Below are 25,978 nucleotides of genomic sequence, written 5' to 3' on the forward strand. Positions count from 1 at the left end.
CCGCGCGGCACGAAGTCCTCGAACGGCGCCCGGATCAGCGGCGCCACCTTGGCGGCGATCGCCTTCGGGGTCAGGGCGCGGATGCCCCTCGCCTCGTGGCCCGCCGTCCGCCCCCCGGCCGTCCGGCCCGGAGCCGTCCCGTTCGAACCCGTCCCGTTGGAAGTCCTGGTCACGTCGCGCGTCCCCCCGCACCTGGCGGCCCGGCGTCCTTCGGCGCCTCCGGACAGGGTCCGCGGGCTGCCTCGGGCGAACGGGCCCGGCCTGGAGCGTCTTCAATCACAGTATTCGAACAAAATGGTGACAGAACGCCCCGCACACCCCCGCTTACGACGAAAAAAGCCCGGCGCGGAAAGGGCTTCCACGCCGGGCAGCGGTTTCGGGGGCCATCGGCCGGGACGCCGGGCGGCGCCCCGCCCTCGTCAGTGCTGGTGCACCACCTCCACCTCGCGCGGACCCTGGCCCTTGGTCTTCCACAGCGAGGCGCCGATGCCGGCGGCCAGGATGGCGAAGGTCACGCCGAGCGAGATCTCCGGCGGGATCTTGGCGATGCCGAGCATGTCGGCCACCACGATCTTGGACCCGATGAAGATCAGCAGCGAGGCGAGCGCGTACTTCAGGTACACGAACCGGTGCATCAGCGCGGCGAGCGCGAAGTAGAGCGCGCGCAGGCCCAGGATGGCGAAGATGTTGGAGGTGTAGACGAGATACGGGTCGGTGGTGATGGCGAAGATCGCCGGCACCGAGTCGACCGCGAAGATCACGTCCGCGAACTCCACCATCAGGAGCGCCAGGAAGAGCGGCGTCACGAAGGTCTTCAGCTTGCCGGTGGTCGGGTCGGGCAGCTTCACGGTGAACCGGTCGCCGTGCAGCTGGTCGGTCACCGGCAGGTGGCGGCGCACGAACTTCAAGAGCGGGTTGTCGCCCACCGAGTGCTGCTTGTCCGCCATCATGATCATCTTGATGCCCGTGATGATCAGGAAGGCCGCGAAGATGTAGAGCACCCAGCTGAATTCCGACACGATGGCGGCGCCGGCCGCGATCATGATGCCGCGCAGCACGAGCACGCCGATGATGCCCCACACCAGCACCCGGTGCTGGTGGATGCGCGGGATGCCGAAGTAGGCGAAGATCATCGCGATGACGAAGATGTTGTCCATCGCCAGCGACTTCTCCACCACGAAGCCCGTGACGTAGGCGAGGCCCGCCTCCTGTCCGAGGGACCACCACACCCAGCCGCCGAAGGCGAGGCCGAGGGCGATGTAGAAGCCGGAGAGCAGGAAGCTCTCCTTGATGCCGATCTCATGAGGCTTGCGGTGCAGGACGCCGAGGTCGAAGACCAGGAGCACGACGACCACGCTCAGGAAGGCAGCCCACATCCAGCCGGGCTTGCCCAGAAAGTCCAGAAACAGAAAGTCCATGGATGGTCACGCGGATGTCGGCAGGTTCCGCTCGAAGTGACTCCGACATCGCGAGATGCCGACCGATCCCGCCAGAGGGGCCCGGAGCCAAGTTGAGCCCCGGATATGGGCGGCTGCCATCGCGCCGTCAAGGCGCAGCATCAGGTAAAATGCGCAGTCCGGCGCGCAGCCGGGCTTACGGTTTCGACAGTGTCAATTCTGCACCGGTCGGCGCGCCGTGAAGCCGTCGTCGAAATCGTCGGTCGGCCAAGAAGGCGGCGCGCACAATCGATGGACGCCGCCGCGAAGGGTCGCGATGCGCCGAAGCGACCGCGGCCCCCGTCTCAATCGTCCATCTTCAGGGCGGCGATGAAGGCCTCCTGGGGGATCTCCACCTGGCCGAACTGCCGCATGCGCTTCTTGCCGGCCTTCTGCTTCTCCAGAAGCTTGCGCTTGCGGGTCACGTCGCCGCCGTAGCACTTGGCGAGCACGTCCTTGCGGAGCGCCCGGATCGTCTCGCGGGCGATGATCTTGCCTCCGATCGCCGCCTGCACGGGGATCTGGAACATGTGCTGCGGGATGAGGTCCTTCAGCTTTTCGCACATGCCGCGGCCGCGCCGGTCCGCCTGGCTGCGGTGGACCAGGATGGAGAGCGCGTCCACGGGCTCGGCGTTGACGAGGATCTGCATCTTCACGAGGTCGCCCTCGCGGTAGTCCGTCAGCTGGTAGTCGAACGATGCGTAGCCCTTGGAGATGGACTTCAGCCGGTCGTAGAAGTCGAACACCACCTCGTTCAGCGGCAGGTCGTAGGTAACCATGGCGCGGCTGCCCACGTAGTTGAGGTCCACCTGCACGCCGCGCCGCTCCTGGCAGAGCTTCAGGATGGAGCCGAGATACTCGTCCGGCGTCATGATCGACGCCCGGATCCAGGGCTCGCGGATCTCCTCGATCTTCATCACGTCCGGCATGTCGGCCGGATTGTGCAGCTCGATCTCCGAGCCGTCGGTCAGCAGCATCTTGTAGACCACGCTCGGCGCGGTCGCGATCAGGTCCAGGTTGAACTCGCGCTCCAGCCGCTCCTGGATGATCTCCAGGTGCAGGAGGCCGAGGAAGCCGCAGCGGAAGCCGAAGCCGAGGGCGGCCGAGCTCTCCATCTCGTAGGAGAAGCTGGCGTCGTTGAGCCGGAGCTTGCCGACGGCGGCGCGCAGGTCCTCGAAGTCGGCCGCGTCCACCGGGAAGAGGCCGCAGAACACCACCGGCTGGGCCGGGCGGAAGCCCGGCAGCGGCTCGGCGGTCGGCTTGCGCTCGTCCGTGATGGTGTCGCCGACGGCGGTGTCGGCCACCTCCTTGATGGAGGCGGTGAGCACGCCCACCTCGCCGGTGGAGAGCTTGTCGGCCAGCACCAACTTCGGCGTCATGTAGCCCACCCGGTCCACCTCGTAGGTGGCGCCGGTGCGCATCATCCGCACCTTCTGGCCCTTCTGGAGCGTGCCGTCGATCACCCGTACGAGCACCACGACGCCGAGGTAGGCGTCGTACCAGCTGTCCACCAGCATGGCCTTCAGGGGCGCGCCCGGGTCGCCCTTGGGCGGCGGCAGGCGGGTGACGATCGCTTCCAGCACGCCCTCGATGTTGAGGCCGGTCTTGGCCGAGATCTCCACCGCGTCGGAGGCGTCGAGGCCGATCACCTCCTCGATCTGGGCCTTCACCCGCTCCGGTTCGGCGGCCGGCAGGTCCACCTTGTTGAGAATCGGCACGATCTCGTGGTTGTTGTTGATCGCCTGGTAGACGTTGGCGAGCGTCTGCGCCTCCACGCCCTGGGAGGCGTCCACGACGAGGAGCGAGCCCTCGCAGGCGGCGAGCGAGCGCGACACCTCGTAGGCGAAGTCCACGTGGCCGGGCGTGTCCATCAGGTTGAGGGTATATTCCACCCCGTCCTTGGCCTTGTAGATCAGCCGGACGGTCTGGGCCTTGATGGTGATGCCCCGCTCCCGCTCGATGTCCATCGAATCGAGGATCTGGTTCGTCATCTCGCGCTCGGTCAGCGTGCCGGTGGCCTGGATCAGCCGGTCCGCGAGCGTCGACTTGCCGTGGTCGATGTGCGCGATGATGGCGAAGTTTCGGATGTTGGAAAGCGGGGTCTGGCTCATGGGCGCTCACATAGCACTCGCCACCCCGTGCGCCAAGCGGCGGCGCGCGGTGGAAGCGGCGCCGGTTCGCGGCTTTCGTCGCCCGGCGGACGCCCCCAAGGCCTTTCCGGGCGACGCGGCCCCGGCGCCCCGCTAGGATCGGGCCCGAACCACGCAGAAGCCCGCCGCAGTCACGGACCCCCGTCTCATGGCCGATCAGCCCGCCTCCGTCACCATTCGCGACGCCGCCCCGGACGACCTTCCGGGCATCCTGGCGATCTACAACGACGCCGTCGCCCACACGACGGCCATCTGGAACGACACGCTCGTCGACCTGGACGACCGACGCCGCTGGTTCGACGCGCGAGTCGCGGCGGGCTATCCGGTGCTGGTGGCGGTCGCGGGCGAGGAGGTGGTCGGTTATGCCGCATGCGGTCCGTTCCGGCCGTTCGAGGGCTTCCGGCACACCGCCGAACTGTCGATCTATATGGCTTCCTCATGGAGAGGCCGTCGTATAGGCGATCGTCTGCTCGGCGCGCTCGTCGAACAGTCCAAGTTGCGAAGAATACACGCACTCGTTGCGGGTATAGAGGCGGAAAATTTACCTTCGTTAAAGCTGCACGCGCGACATGCCTTTGTGGAAACCGCACGCATGCCGGAAGTCGGTAACAAGTTCAACCGATGGCTTGATTTGGTGTTCATGCAAAGGTTACTGTAACAAGTGCTGAGAGCACGTGTGCGCTCCATATCGGTCGCGACTGTCGGCTGTTGACGTCCCGGGGTGGCGGGACTCGACTCTTTCCCCAAGCGGCTACAACCGCAGGGGAGTCGAGCGTTTCGATGTCGGGGAGCGGGCCGCTACGGGCACCGGTCGGGGCGGACCGGATCGTCCGTCACCAAGAAGGCAACGTCCCAGAGGCAGAACCAGGGGATGGAAACGCCGTTACAAAACAAAGTCGCCGCGCTCGCGCTCGCGATAACGGACGATACTCTCGCCAACACCGATGATCTGGCGCCGACCGCCGTGGCGGCGCTCATCTCGATCCGCGACCAGGAGCCGCTTTCGATCGGCGACATCGCGCGGGTCGTCGGCCTCACCCATTCGGCCGCGGTGCGGCTGGTGGACCGGCTGGAGAAGGACTGGCTGGTCCGGCGTCAGCGCCGGGTGGGCCGGGAGGTCATGGTGGAGATCACCGCGCGGGGCAGACGACGGGCCCAGCAGCTGCAGGAGACGCGGCTTGCCGCCGTGGACAGCTACCTCGGCGTGCTCAACCCGGATGAGCTCGGCCTTCTGGACGACCTCGTCACCCGGATGATCCAGCGGCGCACCTCAAGCGCCGACGACCTGGAGCATTTCTGTCGCATGTGCCGGCGCGGCGACTGCACCTGCGGCCTCCACCAGGACGCCGAGGCGGCCCCGATCAGGGTCGAAGCCTGACCGGCAAGCGACAATGTCCGGCCGGCGGGGCGATGCCTCCGCCGGCCGGGACCCTCCGGCAGCGTTTCCGGTCGGCCGCGTTTCAGGTCGGCAGCGTTTCAGGTCGGCCAGGCTTCAGGGTCGCCGCGCTTCAGGTCGGACCCGCCTGATCAGCGATGCGCTCGCGCCGGTCAGGACCGGCGGGCGCTCCGGTAGGTCCACACCCGCGCCGGCGGCAGGTTCATCATGATCCAGTCGCTCACGTCCAGCGACCACGCGCCCTGGCGCTCCGGCAGGGGCGGCACCAGCGCGTAGGAGAACTGGATGAACGGCCGGCCCTCCGGCATCAGCCGCATGGACTGCTCCATCAGCGACGTGCGCTGGACGAGCGGCCGCGTGAACAGCGGCAGGCTGGAGACCACCGCGGCCGCCTCCGTGATGCCGTGGCGGGCGAGCGTCGCCTCCATGGCGTAGGCGTCCCCCTCGATCACCCGGACGCCCGGGAAGCCAGCCCTCAGGTGGTCGGCGAACACGTCGTTGTACTCGATCGCGACGATCCGGTCCGGCGCGACGCCGCGGTCGAGGAGCGCCCGGGTGACGGCGCCCGTGCCGGGGCCGAGTTCCACCACGACGCCCGGCCAGGCCGGGTCGATCCGGCTCGCCATGGCCTTCGCCAGCATGCGGCCCGACGGACTGACGGCGCCGGTGGTCAGCGGCTTGCCCATCCACGACCGGAAGAAGCGGACCTCGTCGGCCATCAGGCTGCGGAAGCGCTTGAGGTCCGGTTTCGGGGGTCGTGGGGAACGCTGTGCCCGCATGCCGCTCGTCTCCATCACGCTCTCGGCGCCCGCCGATCGGCCGCCGCGCAAGGTGCCTCAACCGACCTTATCGACGCCGCCGCCGGCGTTGACAAGCCTCAGCCGCCGAAGAAGTCGCGCATCTTGGCGAAGAAGCCGGTCGACTCCGGATGGTTCTCGCCCGAGGATTCCCGCTCGAATTCCTCCAGCAGCTCGCGCTGCCGGCGGGTCAGGGCCTGCGGCGTTTCGACCACAACGGAAATGTACATGTCGCCGAAGTCGCGCGAGCGCATCACCGGCATGCCCTTGCCCTTCAGGCGGAACTGCTTGCCGGTCTGGCTGCCCTCCGGCACCCGCACGCGGGTCTTCTCGCCGTCGAGGGTCGGCACGTCGAAGCCGCCGCCGAGGGCCGCGGTCGTCATGGAGATGGGCACCCGGCAGTAGAGGTCCGCGCCGTCGCGCTGGAAGAACTCGTGCGGCCGGATGGAGAGGAAGATGTAGAGGTCGCCCGAGGGTCCGCCCCGCAGGCCCGCCTCGCCCTCGCCGGCGAGCCGGATCCGCGTGCCGTCCTCGATGCCGGCGGGGATGTTGACCGAGAGCGTCCGCTCCTGGGTGGTGCGGCCGGTGCCGGCGCACATGTCGCAGGGGTCCGCGATGGTCTCGCCGCGGCCGTGGCAGGTCGGGCAGGTCCGCTCGATGGTGAAGAAGCCCTGGCTCGCCCGCACCTTGCCGGCGCCGCCGCAGGTCCGGCAGGTGGTCGGCTGGGTGCCCGGCTTGGCGCCGGAGCCGGAACACTTCACGCAGGTGATCGACGTCGGCACGTCGATCTCCACGGTCTTGCCCGTGAAGGCCTCCTCCAGCGAGATCTCCAGATTGTAGCGCAGGTCCGCGCCGCGCTCGCGCCCGCCGGCGCTGCGCTGGCCGCGCCGGCCGCCGCCGCCCATGAACTCGCCGAAGATGTCGTCGAAGATGTCCGCCATGGAGGCGCCGAAGCCGTCGCCCGCCCCGGCGCCGAAGCCGCGCCCGCCCTCGAAGGCCGCGTGGCCGAAGCGGTCGTAGGCGGCCTTCTTCTGCGGGTCCTTCAGGACCTCGTAGGCCTCGTTGATCTCCTTGAACGAGGCCTCCGCCGCCGCGTCGCCCGGGTTGCGGTCGGGATGGTACTGCATGGCCAGCTTGCGAAAGGCGCTCTTCAGCTCCTTCTCGTCGGCGGTGCGGGCAACGCCGAGGACGTCGTAATAGTCGCGTTTGGCCATGTCAGGCTCGGGTCCCTCGATCGGTCGCGGCGCGGAACTGTATCACGCGGCGCGGAAACACCCACTGCGGAGGTCGAACGGGCGGCGTCATGGTCCGTGCAGGCGGACCCCCACGCATTTGTCGTGCTTTCGAACCGGAGAGCAAGAAGAAGCATGGATGGTCCTTCGCGGACCATGACGTCGAGGGGCGAAGGACCGGGCCTCCACCCCATCATGCGTTCACCCGGCGCGGAGGCCGCGCCGGGTGAACCTTCCGACACCAGAGCGTCAGGCGCTCTTCTTGTCGTCCTTCACTTCCTCGAAGTCGGCGTCGACCACGTCGTCGCCGGCGGTGCCCGGCTCCGCGTCGCCGCCCTGCTGGGAGGCGTACATGGCCTCGCCGAGCTTCATGGCCGCCTGGGCGAGGGTGGTGGTCTTGGCCTTGATGGCCTCCGCGTCACCGCCCTCCAGCGAGGACTTCAGGTCCTGGATGGCGCTCTCGATCGCCGACTTGTCGGCGGCCGAAACCTTGGAGCCGTATTCGGACAGCGACTTCTCGGTCGAGTGGATGAGACCCTCGGCCTGGTTCTTCGCCTCCACGGCCTCGCGGCGCTTCTTGTCCGCGGCCGAGTTGGCCTCCGCGTCCTTGACCATCTTCTCGATGTCGGCGTCGGAGAGACCGCCCGAAGCCTGGATGCGGATCTGCTGCTCCTTCCCGGTGCCCTTGTCCTTGGCCGACACGTTGACGATGCCGTTGGCGTCGATGTCGAACGTCACCTCGATCTGCGGCACGCCGCGCGGCGCGGGCGGCAGGCCCACCAGATCGAACTGGCCGAGCATCTTGTTGTCGGCCGCCATCTCGCGCTCGCCCTGGAAGACCCGGATCGTCACGGCCGTCTGGTTGTCCTCGGCGGTGGAGAAGACCTGGCTCTTCTTGGTCGGGATCGTGGTGTTGCGGTCGATCAGGCGGGTGAACACGCCGCCGAGCGTCTCGATGCCGAGCGACAGCGGGGTCACGTCGAGCAGCAGCACGTCCTTCACGTCGCCCTGCAGCACGCCGGCCTGGATGGCCGCGCCGATCGCCACCACCTCGTCCGGGTTCACGCCCTTGTGGGGCTCACGGCCGAAGAACTGCTTCACCACCTCCTGGATCTTCGGCATGCGGGTCATGCCGCCGACGAGGACCACCTCGTCGATCTGGCCGGCCGACAGGCCGGCGTCCTTGAGCGCCGCCTTGCAGGGCTCGATGGTCTTCTGGACGAAGTCGTCCACCAGCGCCTCGAACTTGGCCCGGGTCAGCTTGATGGCGAGATGCTTCGGCCCCGTGGCGTCCGCCGTGATGAACGGCAGGTTGATCTCGGTCTGGGACGAGGACGACAGCTCGATCTTGGCCTTCTCGGCGGCTTCCTTCAGGCGCTGCAGCGCCAGCTTGTCGCCGCGCAGGTCGATCGCCTGCTCCTTCTTGAACTCGTCCGCCAGATAGCCGACGAGGCGCATATCGAAGTCCTCGCCGCCGAGGAAGGTGTCGCCGTTCGTGGACTTCACCTCGAACACGCCGTCGCCGATCTCCAGGATGGAGATGTCGAAGGTGCCGCCGCCGAGGTCGTAGACCGCGATGGTCTTCGACTTGTCGGACTTGTCGAGGCCGTAGGCGAGCGCGGCCGCGGTCGGCTCGTTGATGATGCGCAGCACCTCAAGGCCGGCGATCTTGCCGGCGTCCTTGGTGGCCTGGCGCTGGGCGTCGTTGAAGTAGGCCGGAACGGTGATGACCGCCTGGGTGACCGGCTGGCCCAGATAGGCCTCGGCGGTCTCCTTCATCTTGGTCAGCACCATGGCGGAGATCTGCGAGGGCGAATACTTCTTGCCGTCGGCCTCGACCCAGGCGTCGCCGTTATCGCCGCGAACGATCGAGTAGGGGACGAGCTTCTTGTCCTTCTCGATGATCGGGTCGTCATAGCGCCGGCCGATGAGCCGCTTGACCGCGAAAAAGGTGTCTTCCGGATTGGTGACGGCCTGGCGCTTGGCCGGCTGGCCCACGAGGCGCTCGCCGTTGTCCGTGAAGGCCACGATGGACGGGGTCGTCCGCGCGCCTTCGGAATTCTCGATGACCTTGGCCGTCTTGCCGTCCATCACGGCCACGCACGAATTGGTGGTGCCGAGGTCGATACCGATCACTTTACCCATGTTCGTCTCCTTTCGGCAGACCGTCCGGACCCTTGTCGAAGGCGTCCGGCGACGCCGGTCCGCAGACCGGCCGGCCCCCATCTTAAAAAACCGCGGGATTCCCGGGTGGACCGCACCCGGTACGGGCTTCTGGCCGGTATATAAGGGGGGCGTTCCGGAGCCGCAAGAAGTCCGTCTCACGCGGGCGTGATGGCGGCGTGCCCCGGCGCCCGCGGCGCCGGGGTCGATGTCCGCCGCGATCGCTGCCGCCTCACCCCCGCGGGGCGGGCGTCACCCAGCCGGACACGGCGCCGGTGGCGTCCATCACGATGGCGATCCGGCCGACGCCGGGCACCTCGAACGGCGGGCGCACCACGGTGCCGCCGGCGTCCGCCGCCTTGGCGAGGGCCGCGTCCACATTGTCCACGGCGAAATAGGTGAACCAGATGTTGGTCGGGCTGCCCTCGGCGCCGGCCCAGGGCTTCATGCCGCCGGCGGGCGCGTCCATGCCGTCGCGGTGGATCAGGGTGTAGTCCCCGTCCGGCATCGGCATGGTCGAATAGGTCCAGCCCATGATGTCCGCGTAGAAGGCCTTCGCCGTCTCCACGTCCGCGGTCATCAGTTCGGTCCAGTACACGGTCCCATGCATGGCTCGCCCTCCCGTGCCGGCGGTCGTGATGCCGGCCTGCCGGCCCGATGCCGGCCCACCGGCCGGCCCGATGCCGTCCGGAGCGTCGGGAGGGTAGCAGTTCCGCTTGGCGGTTCGAAGACGGTCGCGGCGGCGGCGCGCCGGTCGGCCGCTCCGGCCTCGCGGCCGGCACGGCCCGTCACCGCCTCCCGCGCGTCACTTCAGTTCGTCGGCGCTCGTGGAAAGACCCGCGCCCGCCGGCGTGTCCGGCTCCTCGGCCGCGAGCGCGTTGATATCCGTCTCAACGAGACCCACGCGCACCTTCTCGCCGTCGAAATAGGACGGGTTGACGGGCAGCTGGACGGTGGAGGCGCCGAAACCCAGGAAGCCGCCGATCGAGGTGGTCACCGCCTGCGGGGCGCCGGCCGCGTCCGTCTCCACCGCGTCCACGGTGCCGATCTCCACGCCGTCGGCGCTCACGATGGGCTTGCCGATCCACAGATCCGGGTCGCTCTCCACGATCTCCTCGGCGCTGTCCGGCTCGCTCGGCGCCAGGGCTCCGGTGGCGGTCGGGCTGGTCGGCACGGGGGCGCCCTCGTCCATGGCCGGCGGCGCGTCGTCGGCGGCCGGCGCGGTCGCGCCGGACCCGGTTCCGGGCGTCAGGGTGTCCTGGGCGAGGGCCGGGGCCGCCCAGGCGGGTGCGCCGGCCCAGGCGGCGGTCAGGAGGGCGGCGGCGAGAAGGGGTGCGCGCATGATGGTCTCCTCGGGCGCGGTCGGTCCTAGAGCGGGCCTGTCGGCCCGCGCGGAAAAACGGGCCTGTTGGCCCGCTTTTGAAGCGGGCCCATGGAGGCTCGCGAACGGTCGGGTAGGGAATGACGGCGGCGGCGATCCGTTCCAGCGTCCGGGGGGCTCGCGGGCGAAATCCACCATGCCGCCACCCGGCCGTCTGAGGGCCGCCGTTCGGGTGAACGAATCCTTACCGGCCCGTCCCGGTCCGAGGCGGTGAAGGCGCCGGCCCATGAAGCCGTCCGCGTGCGCCGGTCAGCGGCGCGGGCCGCGGCGACGCTCCTCGGTCTCGGCCACCGGGCGGCCGGGCGGGTTGCGGTAGACCGGCAGGCTCCAGCCGTGGAGAAGCGCGCCGCCCCGGATCGCGAAAGCCGTGAGCCCGCCGGCGAGCGCCGACAGGGCGAGCGGCGCGCCCGCCTCCGCGGCGCCCACGAACACAGCCGCGCCCGCGATGGCGGCCGTGATGTAGATTTCGCGCCGGAGGAGGACCGACGGCTCGTTCGCCAGGATGTCGCGGATGACCCCGCCGAAGCAGGCGGTGAGCGCCCCGAGCATCACCGCCGGCACGGGCGGCGCGCCGGCCTCGGTGGCCTTGGCGGCGCCCATCACCGCGTAGGCGGACAGGCCCACCGCGTCCGCCCAGAGGAGCAGGCGGTAGCGCGACCAGGTCTCGTGGAAGACGTGGGCGGAGAAGAAGACCAGCGCCGCGGCGGCGACGGCCACCACCACATAGGTCTGGTCGATGATCCAGAACACCGGCAGGGCGCCGAGCAGGATGTCGCGCAGCGTGCCGCCGCCGACGCCGGTGGCGACGCCGAAGAAGCAGAAGGCCACCAGGTCGAGCTGCTTGCGCGAGGCGGCGAGCCCGCCGGAGACGGCGAACACCGCGACGCCCAGATAGTCCAGGAGCGGCAGAACCCACGCCGTCGCCATCCGCGCCCTCCCCCGCCGCCCGGGCCGTCACGACCGGAGCATAGCGCCGGCCGCCGCTCCGCGACAGCCGCCGAAAGAGGGCTCCGGCCGGGCCGGTCTCCCACCCCGGCGCCGGAGCATCCTCCGATCAAGTTGCACGACCTGATCGCCGAGAATGCTCCAGCGTCTTGAACCTTGAGCGATGTCCGGTCGACCGGACGGTTCCGTCGGGTCGGAAGGCGCTCCAGGCCGCCGTCCGTCAGACGGTCCTGTCCACCTTCGGCTCGGTCGCCTCGGCGGCCGGGGCCGCCTTCGGGCCGCCGCGACCGACGCCCACCATGGCGGGGCGCAGCACGCGCTCGCCGATCACGAAGCCGGACTGCACCACCTGCACCACCGTGCCGTTCGGCACCTCCGGGTTGGGCACCTCGAACATGGCCTGGTGGAAGTTGGGGTCGAACTTCTCGCCGACCGGGTCGATCTTGCGCACGCCGTGCTTCTCGAACGCCTTCAGAAGCTCGCGCTCGGTCATCTCCACGCCCTCCAGGAGGGCGATCACCGCCGGGCTCGCGCCGTCGCGGGCGTCCGCCGGCAGCACCTGGAGCGCGCGGGACAGGTTGTCGCCCACCTGCAGCATGTCGCGGGCGAAGCCGGCGACGGCGTAGGAGCGGGTGTCGGCCACCTCGCGCTCGGTCCGCCGGCGCAGGTTCTCCATCTCGGCGAGGGTGCGCAGGAGCTGGTCCTTGAGCCCCGCCACCTCGGCCTCGAGCGCCGCCACGCGATCGTCCGCCGCAGCCTCTGCGGCGGGCGCGTCCACGGTTTGCGGAGCGTCGGGTCGGATGTCGTCGGTCATCGTGAGGTCCTTTTGGGAAAGGCGTTCGGTTGGGACTTGGCGATCTGCCGGGGCGGCGGGCGCTGTGTCGCGCCGACAGCCGCGTCGGCTCGGGATTTGAGGGTTCCGGACGGGAAAATCAAGGCGAAGTGATCCGGCCGCGCGGCGCGCGGAGCCGATCCGGCCCGCGCGCCGCCGGGCAAGCGCCGGCCCGCACCGGTCGCCGCGGCCGCCGCCGGCCGGCCGCTCATCCCAGCAGCCGGCCCACCAGCTTGGCGGTGTAGTCCACCATCGGCACCACGCGGGCGTAGTTGAGCCGCGTCGGCCCGATCACCCCGACGACGCCGATCACCCGGGCGTCCTGGTCCCGGTAGGGCGAGACCACCAGCGACGAGCCCGACAGGGAGAAGAGCTTGTTCTCCGAGCCGATGAAGATCCGCACCCCGTCGCCCGCGTCCGCGAGGCCGAGGAGCTGGATCAGGTCCTTCGAGGTCTCCAGGTCGTCGAAGAGGAGCCGGATCCGCTCCAGGTCCTCCATCACCCGCAGGTCGTCGAGGAGGTTGGCGCGCCCGCGCACGATCAGCGTCTGGGGCCGCTCGCCCGGCACGTCCGCCCAGGAGGCGAGGCCCGCCTCCACCACCTTGCGGGTCAGGTCGTCGAGCGCCTGCCGCGCCTCCCTGGTCCGCCGCTCGATCTCGGCGCGCACCTCCGACAGGGTGCGGCCGCGCACGTGGGCGTTCAGGTAGTTGGAGGCCTCCACCAGCGTCGCCGTCGGCAGACCCGGCGAGACGTCGATCAGCCGGTTCTCCACCATGCCGTTCTCGCCGACCAGCACGACGAGCGCCCGCGCCGGCTCGATGCGGACGAACTCGATGTGCTTCAGCCGCATGTCCGACTTCGACGTCACGACGACGCCCGCCCCGCGCGACAGGCCGGAGAGCATCTGGCTCGCCTCGGTCAGCACGTTCTCCACCGTCTTGCCGGCGCCGGCGTCGCGCACCTTGGCCTCGATGGAGGTGCGCTCATCGCTCGTCAGGTCGCCGATCTCCAGGAGAGCGTCCACGAAGAAGCGCAGGCCCTGCTCGGTCGGCAGGCGTCCGGCGCTGGTGTGGGGGGCGTAGATCAGGCCGGCCCGCTCCAGGTCGGCCATGACGTTGCGCACGGAGGCCGGCGACAGCGGCGTCGTCAGCAGCCGCGCGATGTTGCGGCTGCCCGCCGGCTCGCCGGTCTCCAGGTAGCTGTCCACGATCCGCCGGAAGATCTCCCGCGACCGCTCGTCGAGGTCGCGAAGGCTTCCGGACCAGGTCTCCAAGGTCACGTGCGGTCCCACCTTCTCCTCACCCGTCGCACCCGTCCCGTCCGTGCGCCCGCCCGGGCCGAACCCGGACCCGGACCCGGACCCGAACCCGGCCCCGGTCCGGCCGGTCGTCCGCGCCCATCGGGCCGATCCTCGATTTTGCACGGAAGACCGTGCGCTTCACAAGACGGCCTTTACGCCCGAAGCCGCCCGGCGCTACAAGAGCCGCCACGTGCCCCGGGTTCCCGCGCGCGGACGCTCTCCGGCCCTCGTCCGGCCCCGTCCGCCCGCCGCCCGCCTGTTCAAGGATCCGCCCCATCATGCGTCCGTCCCGCCGCGCTCCGAACGAGCTGCGCCCCGTGTCCCTCCAGCGCGCCGTGTCGCGCCACGCGGAGGGCTCCTGCCTCGTCAAGTTCGGCGACACCCACGTCCTCGTCACCGCCTCGCTCGACGAGAAGGTGCCGCCGTGGCTGCGCGGCGGCGGCAAGGGCTGGGTCACGGCCGAATACGGCATGCTGCCCCGCGCCACCCACGACCGCACCCGCCGGGAGGCCACCTCCGGCAAGCAGTCCGGCCGCACGCTGGAGATCCAGCGCCTGATCGGCCGCTCCCTGCGCGCCGTCGTCGACCCGATCGCCCTCGGCGAGAAGCAGATCGTGATCGACTGCGACGTCCTCCAGGCCGACGGCGGCACCCGCACCGCCTCCATCACCGGCGCCTTCGTGGCCCTCCACGACTGCATCGAGTGGATGCGCGCCCGCAACATCATCCCGGCCGGCGCCAAGGTGCTGAAGGACCACGTGGCCGCCGTCTCCTGCGGCATCTACGAGGGCACGCCCGTGCTCGACCTCGACTACCCGGAGGACAGCGCCGCCGAGACCGACGCCAACTTCGTCCTCACGGGCGGCGGCGGCATCGTGGAGATCCAGGGCACCGCCGAGGGCGCGCCCTTCACCGAGGCGGAGTTCGCCGCCCTCCTCGCCCTCGCCAAGGCCGGCATCGCCGACCTCGTCGCGCTCCAGAAGCAGGCGCTCGCCTGAAGGATACCGCACCCATGACGACCCGCGTCCTCACCCGGCCCCGCCTGCTGGTCGCCAGCCACAACAAGGGCAAGATCCGCGAGCTGCAGTTCCTGTTCGACGGCTACGACCTCGACCTCGTCACCGCCGGCGAGCTCGGCCTGCCGGAGCCGGAGGAGACCGGCACCACCTTCGTGGAGAACGCCCGCATCAAGGCCCTCGCCGCCGCCACCGCGGCCGGCGAGGTGGCGCTCGCCGACGACAGCGGCCTCTGCGTCGACGCCCTCGGCGGCGCTCCCGGCGTCTACACCGCCGACTGGGCGGGCGTGCCGCGCGACTGGGACGTCGCCATGGGCCGCGTGGAGGACGAGCTCCGCAAGGCCGGCGCCCTCGATCCCGCCGCCCGCACCGGCCGCTTCGTGTCGCTCCTCTGCCTCGCCTGGCCGGACGGCCACACCCAGGAATATCTCGGCGAGGTGGAGGGCACGCTCGTCTGGCCGCCCCGCCGCGGCCCGATCGCCTACGGCTACGACCCGGTCTTCATGCCGAAAGGCTCGGCCCGCACCTTCGGCGAGATGGACGCGCAGGAGAAGCACGGCTCCGTCTGGGGCGAGGCGCGCTCCCACCGGGCCCGTTCGGCCAAGCTCTTCGCCGAGGCCGTGCTCGGCGCCATCCCGCTGAAGCCGCGCGCCGGAGCCGCGTCGTGACCCCGGCCGCCGACGCCGATCTCCTCGCCGGCATCGCGCCGGACGCCTCCGGCACCCCGGCGGAAGGTTTCGGCGTCTACCTGCACTGGCCCTTCTGCGCGGCCAAGTGTCCCTATTGCGACTTCAACAGCCACGTCCGCCACGGCGGCGTCGACCAGGAGCGGTTCACCCGGGCGCTCGTCCGCGAGATGGACGCCATGGCGACCCTCACGCCCGGCCGCACGGTCACCAGCGTCTTCCTCGGCGGCGGCACGCCCTCGCTCATGGACCCCGGCACGGTCGCGGCCGCGCTCGACGCGGTCGCCCGCCGCTGGACCGTCGCGGCCGACGCGGAGATCACCCTGGAGGCCAACCCGTCGAGCGTGGAGGCGTCGCGCTTCCGGGGCTATCGGGCGGCCGGGGTCAACCGGGTCTCCCTCGGCGTCCAGGCGCTGAACGACGCCGACCTGAAGACCCTCGGCCGGCTGCACGACGTTTCCCAGGCGCTCGCCGCCATCGAGATCGCCCGCGCCACCTTCCCGCGCCTCTCCTTCGACCTCATCTACGCCCGCCCGGGCCAGACGCCGGACGCCTGGGCGGCGGAGCTGACCCGCGCGATCGGCCTCGCGGCCGACCACCTGTCGCTCTACCAGCTCACCATCGAGCCCGGCACCCTGTTCGAGGCCATGCACCGGGCCGGCAAGCTCACCGTTCCGGACCCGGACCTCGCCGCCGAGCTCTACGAGGCGACCCAGGCCGTCACGGCCGCCGCCGGCCTGCCGGCCTACGAGATCTCCAACCACGCGGCGCCCGGGGCGGAGAGCCGCCACAACCTGGTCTACTGGCGCTATGGCGAATATGTCGGCATCGGCGCCGGCGCCCACGGCCGGATCGCCCTCCACGGCGGCCGCGCCCGGCTCGCCACCATGACCGAGCGCGCCCCGGAGGCCTGGGCGACGCTCGTAGAGGCGCGCGGCCACGGCGTCACCGCCACCGAGTTCATCGCCGGCGAGACGGCGGGCGACGAGATGCTCCTCATGGGCCTGCGCCTGAAGGAGGGCATCGACCCGGCCCGCTACGAGGCCCTCTCCGGCCGCGCCTTCGACCAGCGCCGCCTCGCCGACCTCCTCGCCCACCACATGATCGAACGCCTCCCCGACGGCCGCCTCCGCGCCAGCGACCAGGGCTGGTTCGTCCTCGACGCCGTCGTGGCCGACCTGGCGGCGTGACTTGGCGACGCGAGTTGGCGGCGTGACTTGGCGACGCGAGTTGGCGGCGCGACCGGGCGACTTGATTTGGCGGCGCGACCGGGCGGCGCGACCGGGCAACGTGACTTGGCGGCGTGACCGTGCGGCAGGCACCCGTCCGTCCGGCGATTGGCCCGTCATGGTCCGCGCAGGCGGACCACCCACGCCTTCCCCCAACCGGCCGACCGCGTGGACGGTCGGCCACAAGCCGACCATGACGGCTTTCGGTTCCGACCGAATTGGAGCACCTGGCCCTCCCCTGGGGAGCGCGCGCCTGCGCCACTCCACCCGGGAACCGTCATCCCGGCGAACGCCGGGATCCAACCGTCGCCCCCGCAACGCCACCGCAGCTCCCGTTCCCACCGTCGGCTGGGCCCCGGTTTTCACCGGGGTGACGTCACGGAACGCCCGATGGCGCTCTCACATGCTCTCGCGCGTCGCCCCACCCGGCCCGAATGCCAGGATGGTTGGCTGCTCGCCAATCATGACGGCTTTCGGTTCCGACCGAATTGGAGCACCTGTCCCTTCCCTGGGGAGCGCGCGTCTGCGCCACTCCACCCGGGAACCGTCATCCCGGCGAACGCCGGGATCCAACCGTCGCCTCCGCAACGCCACTGCCGCTCCAGTTCCCGCCGTCGGCCGGGCCCCGGTCTTCACCGGGGGAGCGCCCCGCGACGCACGACGTCGCGTAAGGCGCGACGACGGCCATAGCCCCGACGGCGCGCGCTCCGCCTGTCCCACCCTCGCCCGTCATGGTCCGCGCAGGCGGACCACCCGCGCCTTTTCCAGGCGCCCCTCGCGTCATTGGCCGGCCACGGCCCCACCGCGACGGCGGTCGTCTCCCCCGGCCCCGCCCGGCTCAGAACCCCGTGAACGCCCGCGGCGCCGGCTGCACCAGCCGGGGAGCGGCGCCGGTGACCTCGTAGACCGCGAGGCCGCGGTCGTTGGTGCCGTCGGCGTTGAACCGGAACAGGCCGTTGACGCCCGAGATGAAGCCCTCGGGGCTGGCGATCACCGAGCGCTGGAAGCGCTGGCTGCCGGCGGCGCGGACGAGGCCGGCGGCGAGCACCACCGCGTCGTAGGCGAGCGTGGCCGTCAGCGGCGGGGCCGCCCCGAAGGCGATCTGGTAGCGGCTGGCGAAGCTCTGGAAGCCGGAGATCTCAGGCGCCGGGAACCAGCCGCCCGCCAGCAGGGCGTTGCCGTAGACCGCCGGGTCGTTCCACTGGCCGGAGCCGATCATCCGCACCCGCCGGGTGTCCACGCCGGCGTTCACCAGCGCCTGGGCGATCTGCGGGGCGCTGCCCGGACCGTCCGGGATGAAGACCGCGTCGATCTGCGCCCGGTTGGCCGCCACCGCCGCCACCTTGGCGGCGAGGTCCGGCTGGGTGAAGCGTTCCACCTGGACGATGCGGATGCCGTAGCGGGCCGCCGACTGGCGGAGCGCCGCCTCGGCGAGCGTCCCGTAGGCGCCGTCGGAGATGATGGCCGCGATGGAGCGCAGGCCCGCGCTCGACGCCTGGGCCATCATCTGGCGCACCTGGTCGTCGACCAGGAAGCCCATCACGTAGACGCCCGACGAGGCGACGCTCGGGTCCGACGAGAAGGACAGCACCGGCACGTTGGCCTGGAGGGCGACCGGCCCGACGCCGCGCACCTCGGCGGCGAACACCGGGCCGAGGATGGCTTCGGCGCCCTCCGCGATGGCCGCCTGCGCGGCCGCCGCCGCCGTCTGCTGGGTGCCGCCGGAGTCCTTCACCAGCACGGTGAGATCCGCGCCGGTGAAGTCGCGGATGCCGAGGTCGGCCGCGTTGCGCATGGAGGAGGCGAGCGAGGCGGCGTTGCCCTGGGCCGTCCGCGGCAGGAGGAGCGCCACCCGCACCGACCCGGTGCCGATGGTCTCGCCGGTCGGGGCGGTCGGCTCCGGGGTGAGAAGGGTCTGGTCCGGGAACGGCCGCGAGGAGCTGGTCGGCGAGCAGCCGGCCGCCGCCAGCGCCGTGCCGCCGAGCAGCGCCAGCACGGTCCGCCGGGTCGCCGCTCCGCTCCGTCCCGCGGACGCGCCCGCCCCCGTCTCCCGTCCGTCCGCCTCGATGCGCTGCGTCTCGGTCTCGCTCGTCATCGTCACACCTGCCGTCGCCGCTCGGAATGAATGGGCCTCGTTCCGAGTGCATAGCAAAACGCGGGCGCTCTTGCAGACAAGAAATGGCTCGACAAACGGCCAGTCTGCGCCTCAAGTCGGCACCGTGTCCCCGATGCGTCGGTCCGGCCCGCGCGTCGGGCCGCCGCGGATCGTCAAGGCTCGGTCGGCCCCGCCGCCCGCGGCGGCCGGCGCTCCCGGTGGTCGCCGGCGGTCGCCGACGTACGGGGGCCGGCGGCGCGCCCGCGCGCCGTTCCCCGTCCGCCCCATCCTCTTCCGCCCATCCTCTTCCGCCCATCCTTTTCCGCCCATCCTTTTCCGCCCATCCTTTTCCGCAGTGTGTCCCCGCGAATGTCTCCCACCGACCAGCCCGCCCCGCCCACGTCCGGCTATTCCATCGACGGAACCGCCTTCCGGGCCCGCCCGATCGAGCCCGGCCTCTACGCGGTGGCGACGCCCATCGGCAATCTCGGCGACGTCACCCTCCGGGCGCTCGAGGTGCTGGCGGGCGCCGACCTGATCGTCTGCGAGGACACGCGGGTCACCCGCACGCTTCTCGACCGCTACGGCATCCGCAAGCCCATGGCGGCCTACCACGACCACAACGCCGCCCGGGAGCGGCCGAGGCTCCTCGCCATGCTCCTCGGCGGCAAGACCCTGGCGCTCGTCTCCGACGCCGGCACGCCGCTCGTCTCCGATCCCGGCTACAAGCTGGTGGACGAGGCGCTCGCGGCGGGCGTGAAGGTCATCCCCATCCCGGGCGCATCGGCGCTGCTCGCCGCGCTGGTCGCCGCCGGGCTGCCCACCGACGCCTTCACCTTCCTGGGCTTCCTGCCGCCGAAGTCGGCCGGCCGGCGCGGCCGCCTCGGCCAGTTCAGGACCGTGCCGGCGACGCTCGTCCTCTACGAGTCGCCCCACCGGGCCGCCGAGACCCTCGCCGACATGGCCGCCGTGCTCGGGCCCGATCGGCCGGGCGTCCTCGCCCGCGAGCTCACCAAGCGGTTCGAGGAGGTCCGCCGCGGCACCCTCGCCGAGCTTGCCGAAGGGGCGCTCGCCGATCCGCCCCGCGGGGAGATCGTTCTCCTCGCCGGCCCGCCGGTGGACGTCGAGGCGGCCGACGACGACCTCGACGCCCTGCTCCATGCGGCGCTCGCCACGCAGGGTCCGGGGCAGGCGGCGGCCGAGATCGCCAAGGCCACCGGACGTCCCCGCAAGGAGGTTTATGCCCGCGCGCTCGCGCTCCGGTCCGCGATCGAAAGCCCGGATTCCGATGTCGCCGACATCGGGGCCGATGTGGCCCGACAGTCGCCCGGCCCGGACGACGACACCCCCGACAGCGGCGACGGGACCGGCGGCGGCTCCGGGGACGGCTCCGGCGAGGAGGATCGGTGACCCGGCCGGACCGCGTGCGCGCCTATCGCCGCGGGCTTTTCGCCGAGGCGTTCGCCGCCTGGCTGCTGCGGCTGAAGGGCTATCGGATCATCGCCCGGCGGCATCGCACGCCCGTCGGCGAGATCGACCTGGTGGCGCTTCGCGGCCGGGTGGTGGTGTTCGTGGAGGTGAAGGCCCGCCACGACGAGACGGCCGCCGGCGAGGCCGTGACGGCGGAATCCCGGCGGCGGATCGTCCGGGCCGCGGGCGTGTTTCTCAATCGGAACAGGCGCCTTGCCGGGCGCGAGCGCCGGTTCGATGTGGTCGCCGTCCTGCCCGGCCGCTGGCCGCGCCATCACGTGGACGCGTTCCAGGATCGCGCCGACTGAGGGCCTCGGCCCATGGACATTCGGCGGCCGAGCCTTTCTGATGCCGGGACCACGTCGTCCTCGTCTCTTGTTCGGAAGCCTCGCCATGCCGCTCTCCGTCGCCGTCCAGATGGACCACATCGCCTCGATCCGGATCGCGGGCGACAGCACGTTCGCGCTCCTCCTGGAGGCCCAGCGCCGCGGGCACCACCTCTTCCACTACACGCCCGACAGGTTGGCGCTCCGGTCCGGCGCCGTGTCGGCGGCCCTGGAGCCGCTCACGGTGGCCGACGCGGCGGGCGCGCACTTCACCCTTGGCGAGGCGGAAAACGTCGATCTTTCAACAATGGACGTGGTGCTCCTGCGCCAGGACCCGCCGTTCGACATGGCCTATGTGACGACCACGCACCTCCTGGAGCGGATCCACCCGAAGACGCTCGTCGTCAACGACCCGGCACACGTGAGAAACGCGCCGGAAAAGCTGTTCGTGATGGATTTTCCACACCTCATGCCGGAGACCCTGATCACCCGCGACCCCGCGGCGATCCGGGCCTTCCGGAAGGAGTTCGGCGACATCGTCATGAAGCCGCTCTACGGCAACGGCGGCCAGGGCGTGTTCCGGGTGAAACCGGAGGACGAGAACTTCGGCTCGCTGATGGACCTCTTCACCAGCCAGTTCCGGGAATCCTGGGTGATCCAGCGCTATCTGCCGGCGGTGCGGGCTGGCGACAAGCGGATCATCCTCGTCGATGGAGAGTTCGCCGGCGCCGTCAATCGCGTCCCGGCGCCGGACGATCTGCGCTCCAACATGGTCCGCGGCGGCGCTGCCGAAACCACCCAGTTGACCGATCGGGAGCGCGAGATCTGCGAGACAATCGGGCCCGAATTGAAGCGCCGCGGCCTCCTGTTCGTCGGCATCGACGTGATCGGCGGATATCTGACCGAGATCAACGTCACCTCGCCGACCGGCCTGCGGGCCATCCGCCGCCTCGGCGGCCCGGACATCGCGGCCCTGATCTGGGATCGCATCGAGGCCCTGCGGGCCTGATCCATCCTTGCCAAATCGTCAAAAGAGGAACGGAAACCCCGCTTTCGTTCCTCTCCCGTTCTTGACGCGCCTCCGGATTAACGTCAATACTGCCTTAAATCGGGGGTTGCGGCGATGGTTGCGCGAGTCAGGACGGTGTGCTTCCAGGGCGTGGACGTCACGCCCGTGAACGTTCAGGTCCACATGGCGGCGGGCAATCCGACGTTCACGGTGGTGGGCCTCGGCGACAAGGCGGTGGCCGAAAGCCGCGAGCGGATCCGCGCCGCCCTGACCGCGTCGGGCCTCGCCTTGCCGGCCCGTCGCATCACGGTGAATCTCGCGCCCGCGGACCTTCCGAAGGAAGGATCTCACTACGACCTCCCGATCGCCCTCGCCCTCATGGCCGCCATGGGGGCGGTGCCCGCCGATGCGCTGGAAGACCTTGTTGTTCTTGGCGAATTGGCTCTCGACGGCACCCTGTCGGCGGTCTCCGGCGTGCTGCCGGCCGCGATCGCCGCCAACGGCGAGGGGCTCGGCATCCTCTGCCCCAAGGCCTCCGGCGGCGAGGCGGCCTGGGCGGACCCGGACATGACCGTGCTGGCGCCCTTCAGCCTCGTGGCGATCGTCAATCATTTCAGAGGCATACAGGTTCTGTCCCGGCCGGAGCCGCGCACCGCCGAACCCGGCGCGCCGCTGCCGGATCTCGCCGAGGTGCGCGGCCAGGAGAGCGCCAAGCGCGCCCTCGAAGTGGCGGCCGCCGGCGGCCATTCGGTGCTGATGAGCGGTCCGCCGGGGGCCGGCAAGTCCATGCTCGCCGCCCGCATGCCGTCGCTCCTGCCCCCGCTCACGCCTCGCGAACTCCTTGAAATCTCTATGATCGCGTCGGTCGCCGGCACGCTGGTGGACGGCCGCCTGTCGTCCCGGCGGCCCTATCGGGCGCCCCATCACTCCGCCTCCATGGCGGCTCTCGTCGGCGGCGGGCTGCGGGCCCGCCCCGGCGAGATCTCGCTCGCCCACAACGGCGTCCTGTTCCTGGACGAACTGCCGGAATTCCAGCCGCAGGTGCTCGACGCCCTCCGCCAGCCGCTCGAGACCGGCGACGTGGTGATCGCCCGGGCCAACGCCCGGGTCACCTATCCGGCCCGGTTCCAGCTGATCGCCGCCATGAACCCCTGTCGCTGCGGCCTCGCCGGCATGCCGGGCCACACTTGCAAGCGCGGCGCGCGCTGCGCCGCCGACTATCTGGCGCGCCTGTCCGGGCCGCTTCTCGACCGGTTCGACCTCCGGCTCGAGATCCCCGCCATGTCGGCGGCCGACATGATCGCCCCGACGCGGACGGGCGAACCCTCCGCTGTCGTGGCCGAGCGGGTCGCGGCCGCCCGCGCGATCCAGGTCGCGCGCTATGCCGCGCTCGGACGGCCGGACATCACCACCAATGCCGGCGCCAGCGCGCCCATGGTGGAGGCCGTCGCCACGCCGGACGCGGCCGGCATGCGGCTCCTGCGGGAGGCGGCCGACGTCCTCCGGCTCAGCGGCCGCGGCTTCCACCGGGTGCTGAAGGTCGCCCGCACCCTGGCGGATCTCGACGCCTGTCCGACCGTCGGCCGACTTCATGTGGCCGAGGCCCTCGCCTACCGGTCGCGGGAGGAGCTGAATGGCGCCGTCGCAGCCTGATCCCGTCTCCCGGCACCCCGTGTTTTCGCGGATCCCAACAAGGCTTTGGCAACCGTTGGGCGCTAGGCTCCGGTCGGGCCGGATGCCGTCTCCCCATCGGATCCGTCCTCGGCTGGCCCGCTCCGCGGCCGTCCGCCCGCCTGCGGTCGCGTCCGCGGTGCCGTGGCGGGCCGCGGTCCCGCCCAGGTCCGGCCGCCGTCCTTGGATCGAACGGAATGCCGCCTCGCCGATGACCGCCGCCCCTCCTTCCCGCCCCGGTCAGGTCCCGTACGACGGACCGCCGAGCGCGTCGACCGAATGGCCGGCGCCGGCCGCCGTGGCGGACGCGCCACGCGGTCCGGCAGGCTTGCTGGCCGGCCGGCTCGCCCCGGCCGCCGGCGCCGCGGCGGCCGTCGTGATGCTGGCCCTTGCGGTTCTTCTCGTCCGGGCCGGGGACATGGCCGTCGCCGCGCTCGCCGCGATCGCAGCCGCCGGTTCCCTGGCGGGTGCCACGTCGGGCGTGCTGCGGCGTGGCCGCCGAAGCTCCGTCCCGGTCGCCGCGGGGGTGCCCGAGCACGTGGAGGCGGCCGTCGACGAGGCCTGGAGCCTCCGCGACCGGCTCGACCAGCTCGACGAGATCCTGGACGGCACCGGTGACCTGGTGATCCGGACCGATGCGGACGACAGGGTGTCCTATGTGAGCCCGGCCGTCGCCGAGGTGATCGGCCGGCCCGTGGCCGACCTCGTCGGCATCCGCTTTTCCGCGCTCGCCGATCTCCTGCCGGTGCGCGGCCGCCCCGCCGCCGCCCCTGCCGTTCCTCGCCACGAGGCCGGGCCGGACGACCCCTGGCACGCCATCCGGTCGCGGCTCACCCTGACGTTCGGGGGGTTCGACGTCGCGTCGGCCGAGCCGCCGCCGCGCGATGGCCCGCCCGGGGACGAACGGCCGTCCTGGCTTGACGGCGATATCCCGTTCGAGACCCCGTCGGGCCCGCGCTGGTTCGCCTTCGCGGACCGCCCGATCCGGAAGAACGGCGCGGTCATCGGCATCCAGACCATCGGTCGGGAGATCACGGCCCGCAAGGCCATGGAGGACGCGCTCTCGGAAGCGAAGGACCAGGCCGAGGCTGCAAGTGCCGCCAAGTCCCGCTTCCTCGCCATGGTGAGCCACGAGATCCGCACGCCGCTCAACGGCGTGCTCGGGATGACCGGCCTCCTCCTGCAGACGCCGCTCACGTCCGAGCAGCGGACCTACGTGCGCGCGGTCGAGACCTCCGGCGAGGCGCTGCTTCTCCTGATCGAGGACCTTCTCGATTTCGCCAAGATCGAGGCCGGGCGGATCGACCTGCAGCCGCGACCGGTGCCCCTTGCCGAGACCATCGAGGAACTGGTTGAACTGCTGGCGCCCCGCGCCTCCGCCAAGGGCATCGAACTGGCCGCCTATGTGGACCCGTCGCTTCCGGCCGTGGTGTCGGCCGACCCGATGCGCCTGAAGCAGGTGCTGTTCAATCTCGCCGGCAACGGCATCAAGTTCACGGCGGAAGGCGGCGTCGCCATCGAGGTGACGCCGGCCGGCCCGGTACGGCCGGGGGCGCCGGTGTCCGTCCTCTTCCAGGTGCGCGACACCGGGATCGGCATCGCGCCGGACGACGCGGAGCGGATCTTCGGCGAGTTCGAGCAGGCGAACCCCGGACCGGCGCGCAGCCATGGCGGGACGGGCCTCGGTCTGGCGATCGCCCGACGCCTGGTGCGCCTGATGGACGGCGACATCCGCCTCGACACCGCCCCGGGCGCCGGAGCGTGCTTCTGGTTCGTGGTGTCGTTCGGGACGGACGCGGACGACGTGCCGGCGCCGGCGGTCCGGGATCCGGAGCCACCGCAGGCCGAAGAAAATGCGGACATGGGCGCGGCGATCGGCGCCCGCGCCGCCCAGGCCCTGCTCGCGGCGCGGTTCGGCGGCTCCCCCGGCGCCGCGGCGTTTTCCTCGCCAGGCGCGCAGCCGGCGGGCGCCGCCAACGGGTCGCTCGCGGGCCGTCGGCTCCTCCTCGTCTCGCACGCGCTGATCGAGGCGCCTCTCGTCGTCCGGCGGCTCTTCGACGAAGGGGCCGACGTGACGCTCCTGACCCAACGCGACCTGGAGCACGGCCTGTCCGGCACGTCTCCGGTCGACGCCGTCCTGCTGGACGCGGGCGCCGGCGACCCGTTCGACCTCCTCGACCGGATCCGGATGGTCTCCACGGCGCCCGTCGGGATCCTGATCGAGCCTCGTCAACGGCCGCTCCTGCCCGACCTCCAGGCTGCAGGCTTCGACGTCTATCTCGTCAAGCCCGTGCGGGCCCGCTCTCTACTTGCCGGCGTGCAGTCCCTGTTCGGCCAGCCGGTGTTCGCCGGACCGGATACCGAACCGGCTCCGGACGGCGACGGATCGGCCGCGACGCTCGCGAGGCCGCTGGAGGTTCTCCTCTGCGATGACAACGAGATCAATCTCCTGCTCGGCCGGGGCATCGTGGAGAAGCTCGGTCATCGCGTGACCAGCGCCGAAGACGGCCGGCGGGCGATCGCCGCCGTGGAACAGCGGCTGGCCGACCGGACGCGGCCGATGTTCGACGTCATCCTGATGGACCTCCACATGCCGGAGATCGACGGCGCGGAAGCAGCCAGGCGGATCCGATCGGCGCTCGCCGACGCGGACCAGGCGATGCCCGGGATCGTCGCCCTGACGGCCGATCTCAGCCCGGAGACCCGGGCCCGTTGCGACGGCCTGCTCTTCGACGGCTGGCTGACCAAGCCCCTGATGCCGGACGCGTTGCGCAAGGCGCTCCACCAGACCGCGGCGGACCCGTCGCCCTGACGGGCGCGGCACGGAACCTGGGCCCGAACATC

At 71.2% G+C, this 25,978-nt stretch carries 21 protein-coding genes; 10 read left to right on the forward strand and 11 right to left on the reverse strand.

The window, feature by feature from the left end; all coding sequences use genetic code 11:
• Positions 1-419: 419 nt before the first annotated feature.
• Both HND91_RS09625 and lepA read right to left on the reverse strand, forming a co-directional pair.
• Positions 420-1,418: a TerC family protein gene (locus tag HND91_RS09625; RefSeq protein ID WP_181706338.1), complete on the reverse strand. Its 999-nt coding sequence runs from the start codon at positions 1,416-1,418 to the stop codon at positions 420-422.
• Between the two features lie 323 nt (positions 1,419-1,741).
• On the reverse strand, positions 1,742-3,547 hold the full coding sequence (lepA, locus tag HND91_RS09630) for a translation elongation factor 4 (RefSeq protein WP_181706339.1): 1,806 nt from the start codon (positions 3,545-3,547) through the stop codon (positions 1,742-1,744).
• Positions 3,548-3,734: 187 nt separating this feature from the next.
• On the opposite strand from lepA, the gene HND91_RS09635 reads away from it, so the two are divergent.
• Positions 3,735-4,244 (forward strand): GNAT family N-acetyltransferase, encoded by a 510-nt coding sequence (locus tag HND91_RS09635; protein ID WP_181706340.1) that lies wholly within the window; start codon positions 3,735-3,737, stop codon positions 4,242-4,244.
• 213 nt (positions 4,245-4,457) lie between these two features.
• On the forward strand, positions 4,458-4,964 hold the full coding sequence (locus tag HND91_RS09640; protein ID WP_181706341.1) for a MarR family winged helix-turn-helix transcriptional regulator: 507 nt from the start codon (positions 4,458-4,460) through the stop codon (positions 4,962-4,964).
• A 170-nt stretch (positions 4,965-5,134) separates the two neighbouring features.
• Here the strand turns inward: HND91_RS09640 and HND91_RS09645 are convergent, their stop codons facing one another.
• The 8 genes from HND91_RS09645 to hrcA form a co-directional block, all read right to left on the reverse strand.
• Complete coding sequence (locus tag HND91_RS09645) at positions 5,135-5,761, reverse strand: class I SAM-dependent methyltransferase (RefSeq protein ID WP_246329389.1); 627 nt, start codon at positions 5,759-5,761, stop codon at positions 5,135-5,137.
• Positions 5,762-5,859: 98 nt separating this feature from the next.
• The gene (gene dnaJ / locus HND91_RS09650; protein ID WP_181706342.1) at positions 5,860-6,993 is read right to left on the reverse strand and encodes a molecular chaperone DnaJ; all 1,134 of its coding nucleotides are present in this window, start codon (positions 6,991-6,993) and stop codon (positions 5,860-5,862) included.
• Positions 6,994-7,260: 267 nt separating this feature from the next.
• Complete coding sequence (dnaK, locus tag HND91_RS09655) at positions 7,261-9,156, reverse strand: molecular chaperone DnaK (RefSeq protein WP_181706343.1); 1,896 nt, start codon at positions 9,154-9,156, stop codon at positions 7,261-7,263.
• Positions 9,157-9,406: 250 nt separating this feature from the next.
• Positions 9,407-9,784: a VOC family protein gene (locus tag HND91_RS09660; protein WP_181706344.1), complete on the reverse strand. Its 378-nt coding sequence runs from the start codon at positions 9,782-9,784 to the stop codon at positions 9,407-9,409.
• Positions 9,785-9,979: 195 nt separating this feature from the next.
• The gene (locus tag HND91_RS09665) at positions 9,980-10,516 is read right to left on the reverse strand and encodes a PRC-barrel domain-containing protein (RefSeq protein WP_181706345.1); all 537 of its coding nucleotides are present in this window, start codon (positions 10,514-10,516) and stop codon (positions 9,980-9,982) included.
• Between the two features lie 288 nt (positions 10,517-10,804).
• Positions 10,805-11,482 carry a trimeric intracellular cation channel family protein gene (locus HND91_RS09670; RefSeq protein ID WP_181706346.1) on the reverse strand — a complete coding sequence of 226 codons (678 nt, stop codon included), beginning with the start codon at positions 11,480-11,482 and terminating at the stop codon, positions 10,805-10,807.
• A gap of 238 nt (positions 11,483-11,720) precedes the next feature.
• On the reverse strand, positions 11,721-12,314 hold the full coding sequence (grpE, locus tag HND91_RS09675) for a nucleotide exchange factor GrpE (RefSeq protein ID WP_181706347.1): 594 nt from the start codon (positions 12,312-12,314) through the stop codon (positions 11,721-11,723).
• 226 nt (positions 12,315-12,540) lie between these two features.
• Entirely contained in the window at positions 12,541-13,611 is a 1,071-nt protein-coding gene (gene hrcA, locus HND91_RS09680; RefSeq protein ID WP_181706348.1) for a heat-inducible transcriptional repressor HrcA, read from the reverse strand.
• A gap of 299 nt (positions 13,612-13,910) precedes the next feature.
• Between hrcA and rph the strand changes: the two genes are divergently transcribed.
• Genes rph through hemW form a run of 3 tightly spaced genes read left to right on the forward strand, consistent with a single transcriptional unit; the run spans position 13,911 to position 16,524 of the window.
• Positions 13,911-14,630: a ribonuclease PH gene (gene rph, locus HND91_RS09685; protein WP_181706349.1), complete on the forward strand. Its 720-nt coding sequence runs from the start codon at positions 13,911-13,913 to the stop codon at positions 14,628-14,630.
• 14 nt (positions 14,631-14,644) lie between these two features.
• On the forward strand, positions 14,645-15,316 hold the full coding sequence (locus HND91_RS09690; protein ID WP_181706350.1) for a non-canonical purine NTP pyrophosphatase: 672 nt from the start codon (positions 14,645-14,647) through the stop codon (positions 15,314-15,316).
• Positions 15,313-16,524: a radical SAM family heme chaperone HemW gene (gene hemW, locus HND91_RS09695; RefSeq protein WP_181706351.1), complete on the forward strand. Its 1,212-nt coding sequence runs from the start codon at positions 15,313-15,315 to the stop codon at positions 16,522-16,524. Before HND91_RS09690 ends, hemW begins: the two co-directional genes overlap by 4 nt.
• An 877-nt stretch (positions 16,525-17,401) precedes the next feature.
• Here hemW and HND91_RS09700 read toward each other — a convergent pair.
• Positions 17,402-18,658, reverse strand: coding sequence for a penicillin-binding protein activator (locus tag HND91_RS09700; RefSeq protein WP_181706352.1), 1,257 nt, complete (start codon positions 18,656-18,658; stop codon positions 17,402-17,404).
• A 369-nt stretch (positions 18,659-19,027) separates the two neighbouring features.
• On the opposite strand from HND91_RS09700, the gene rsmI reads away from it, so the two are divergent.
• The 5 genes from rsmI (at position 19,028) to HND91_RS09725 (ending at position 25,946) form a co-directional block, all read left to right on the forward strand.
• Positions 19,028-20,068, forward strand: a complete 1,041-nt coding sequence (gene rsmI, locus HND91_RS09705; RefSeq protein ID WP_181706353.1) for a 16S rRNA (cytidine(1402)-2'-O)-methyltransferase — start codon at positions 19,028-19,030, stop codon at positions 20,066-20,068.
• Complete coding sequence (locus HND91_RS09710; RefSeq protein WP_181706354.1) at positions 20,065-20,436, forward strand: YraN family protein; 372 nt, start codon at positions 20,065-20,067, stop codon at positions 20,434-20,436. Before rsmI ends, HND91_RS09710 begins: the two co-directional genes overlap by 4 nt.
• Positions 20,437-20,521: 85 nt before the next feature.
• Positions 20,522-21,463: a glutathione synthase gene (gene gshB, locus HND91_RS09715; protein ID WP_181706355.1), complete on the forward strand. Its 942-nt coding sequence runs from the start codon at positions 20,522-20,524 to the stop codon at positions 21,461-21,463.
• A gap of 114 nt (positions 21,464-21,577) precedes the next feature.
• Positions 21,578-23,116: a YifB family Mg chelatase-like AAA ATPase gene (locus tag HND91_RS09720; RefSeq protein ID WP_181706356.1), complete on the forward strand. Its 1,539-nt coding sequence runs from the start codon at positions 21,578-21,580 to the stop codon at positions 23,114-23,116.
• A 346-nt stretch (positions 23,117-23,462) separates the two neighbouring features.
• Positions 23,463-25,946, forward strand: a complete 2,484-nt coding sequence (locus tag HND91_RS09725; protein ID WP_181706357.1) for an ATP-binding protein — start codon at positions 23,463-23,465, stop codon at positions 25,944-25,946.
• Positions 25,947-25,978: the final 32 nt, after the last annotated feature.

Source organism: Chthonobacter rhizosphaerae (assembly GCF_013839525.1).
Classification (GTDB): Bacteria; Pseudomonadota; Alphaproteobacteria; order Rhizobiales; family Pleomorphomonadaceae; genus Chthonobacter; species Chthonobacter rhizosphaerae.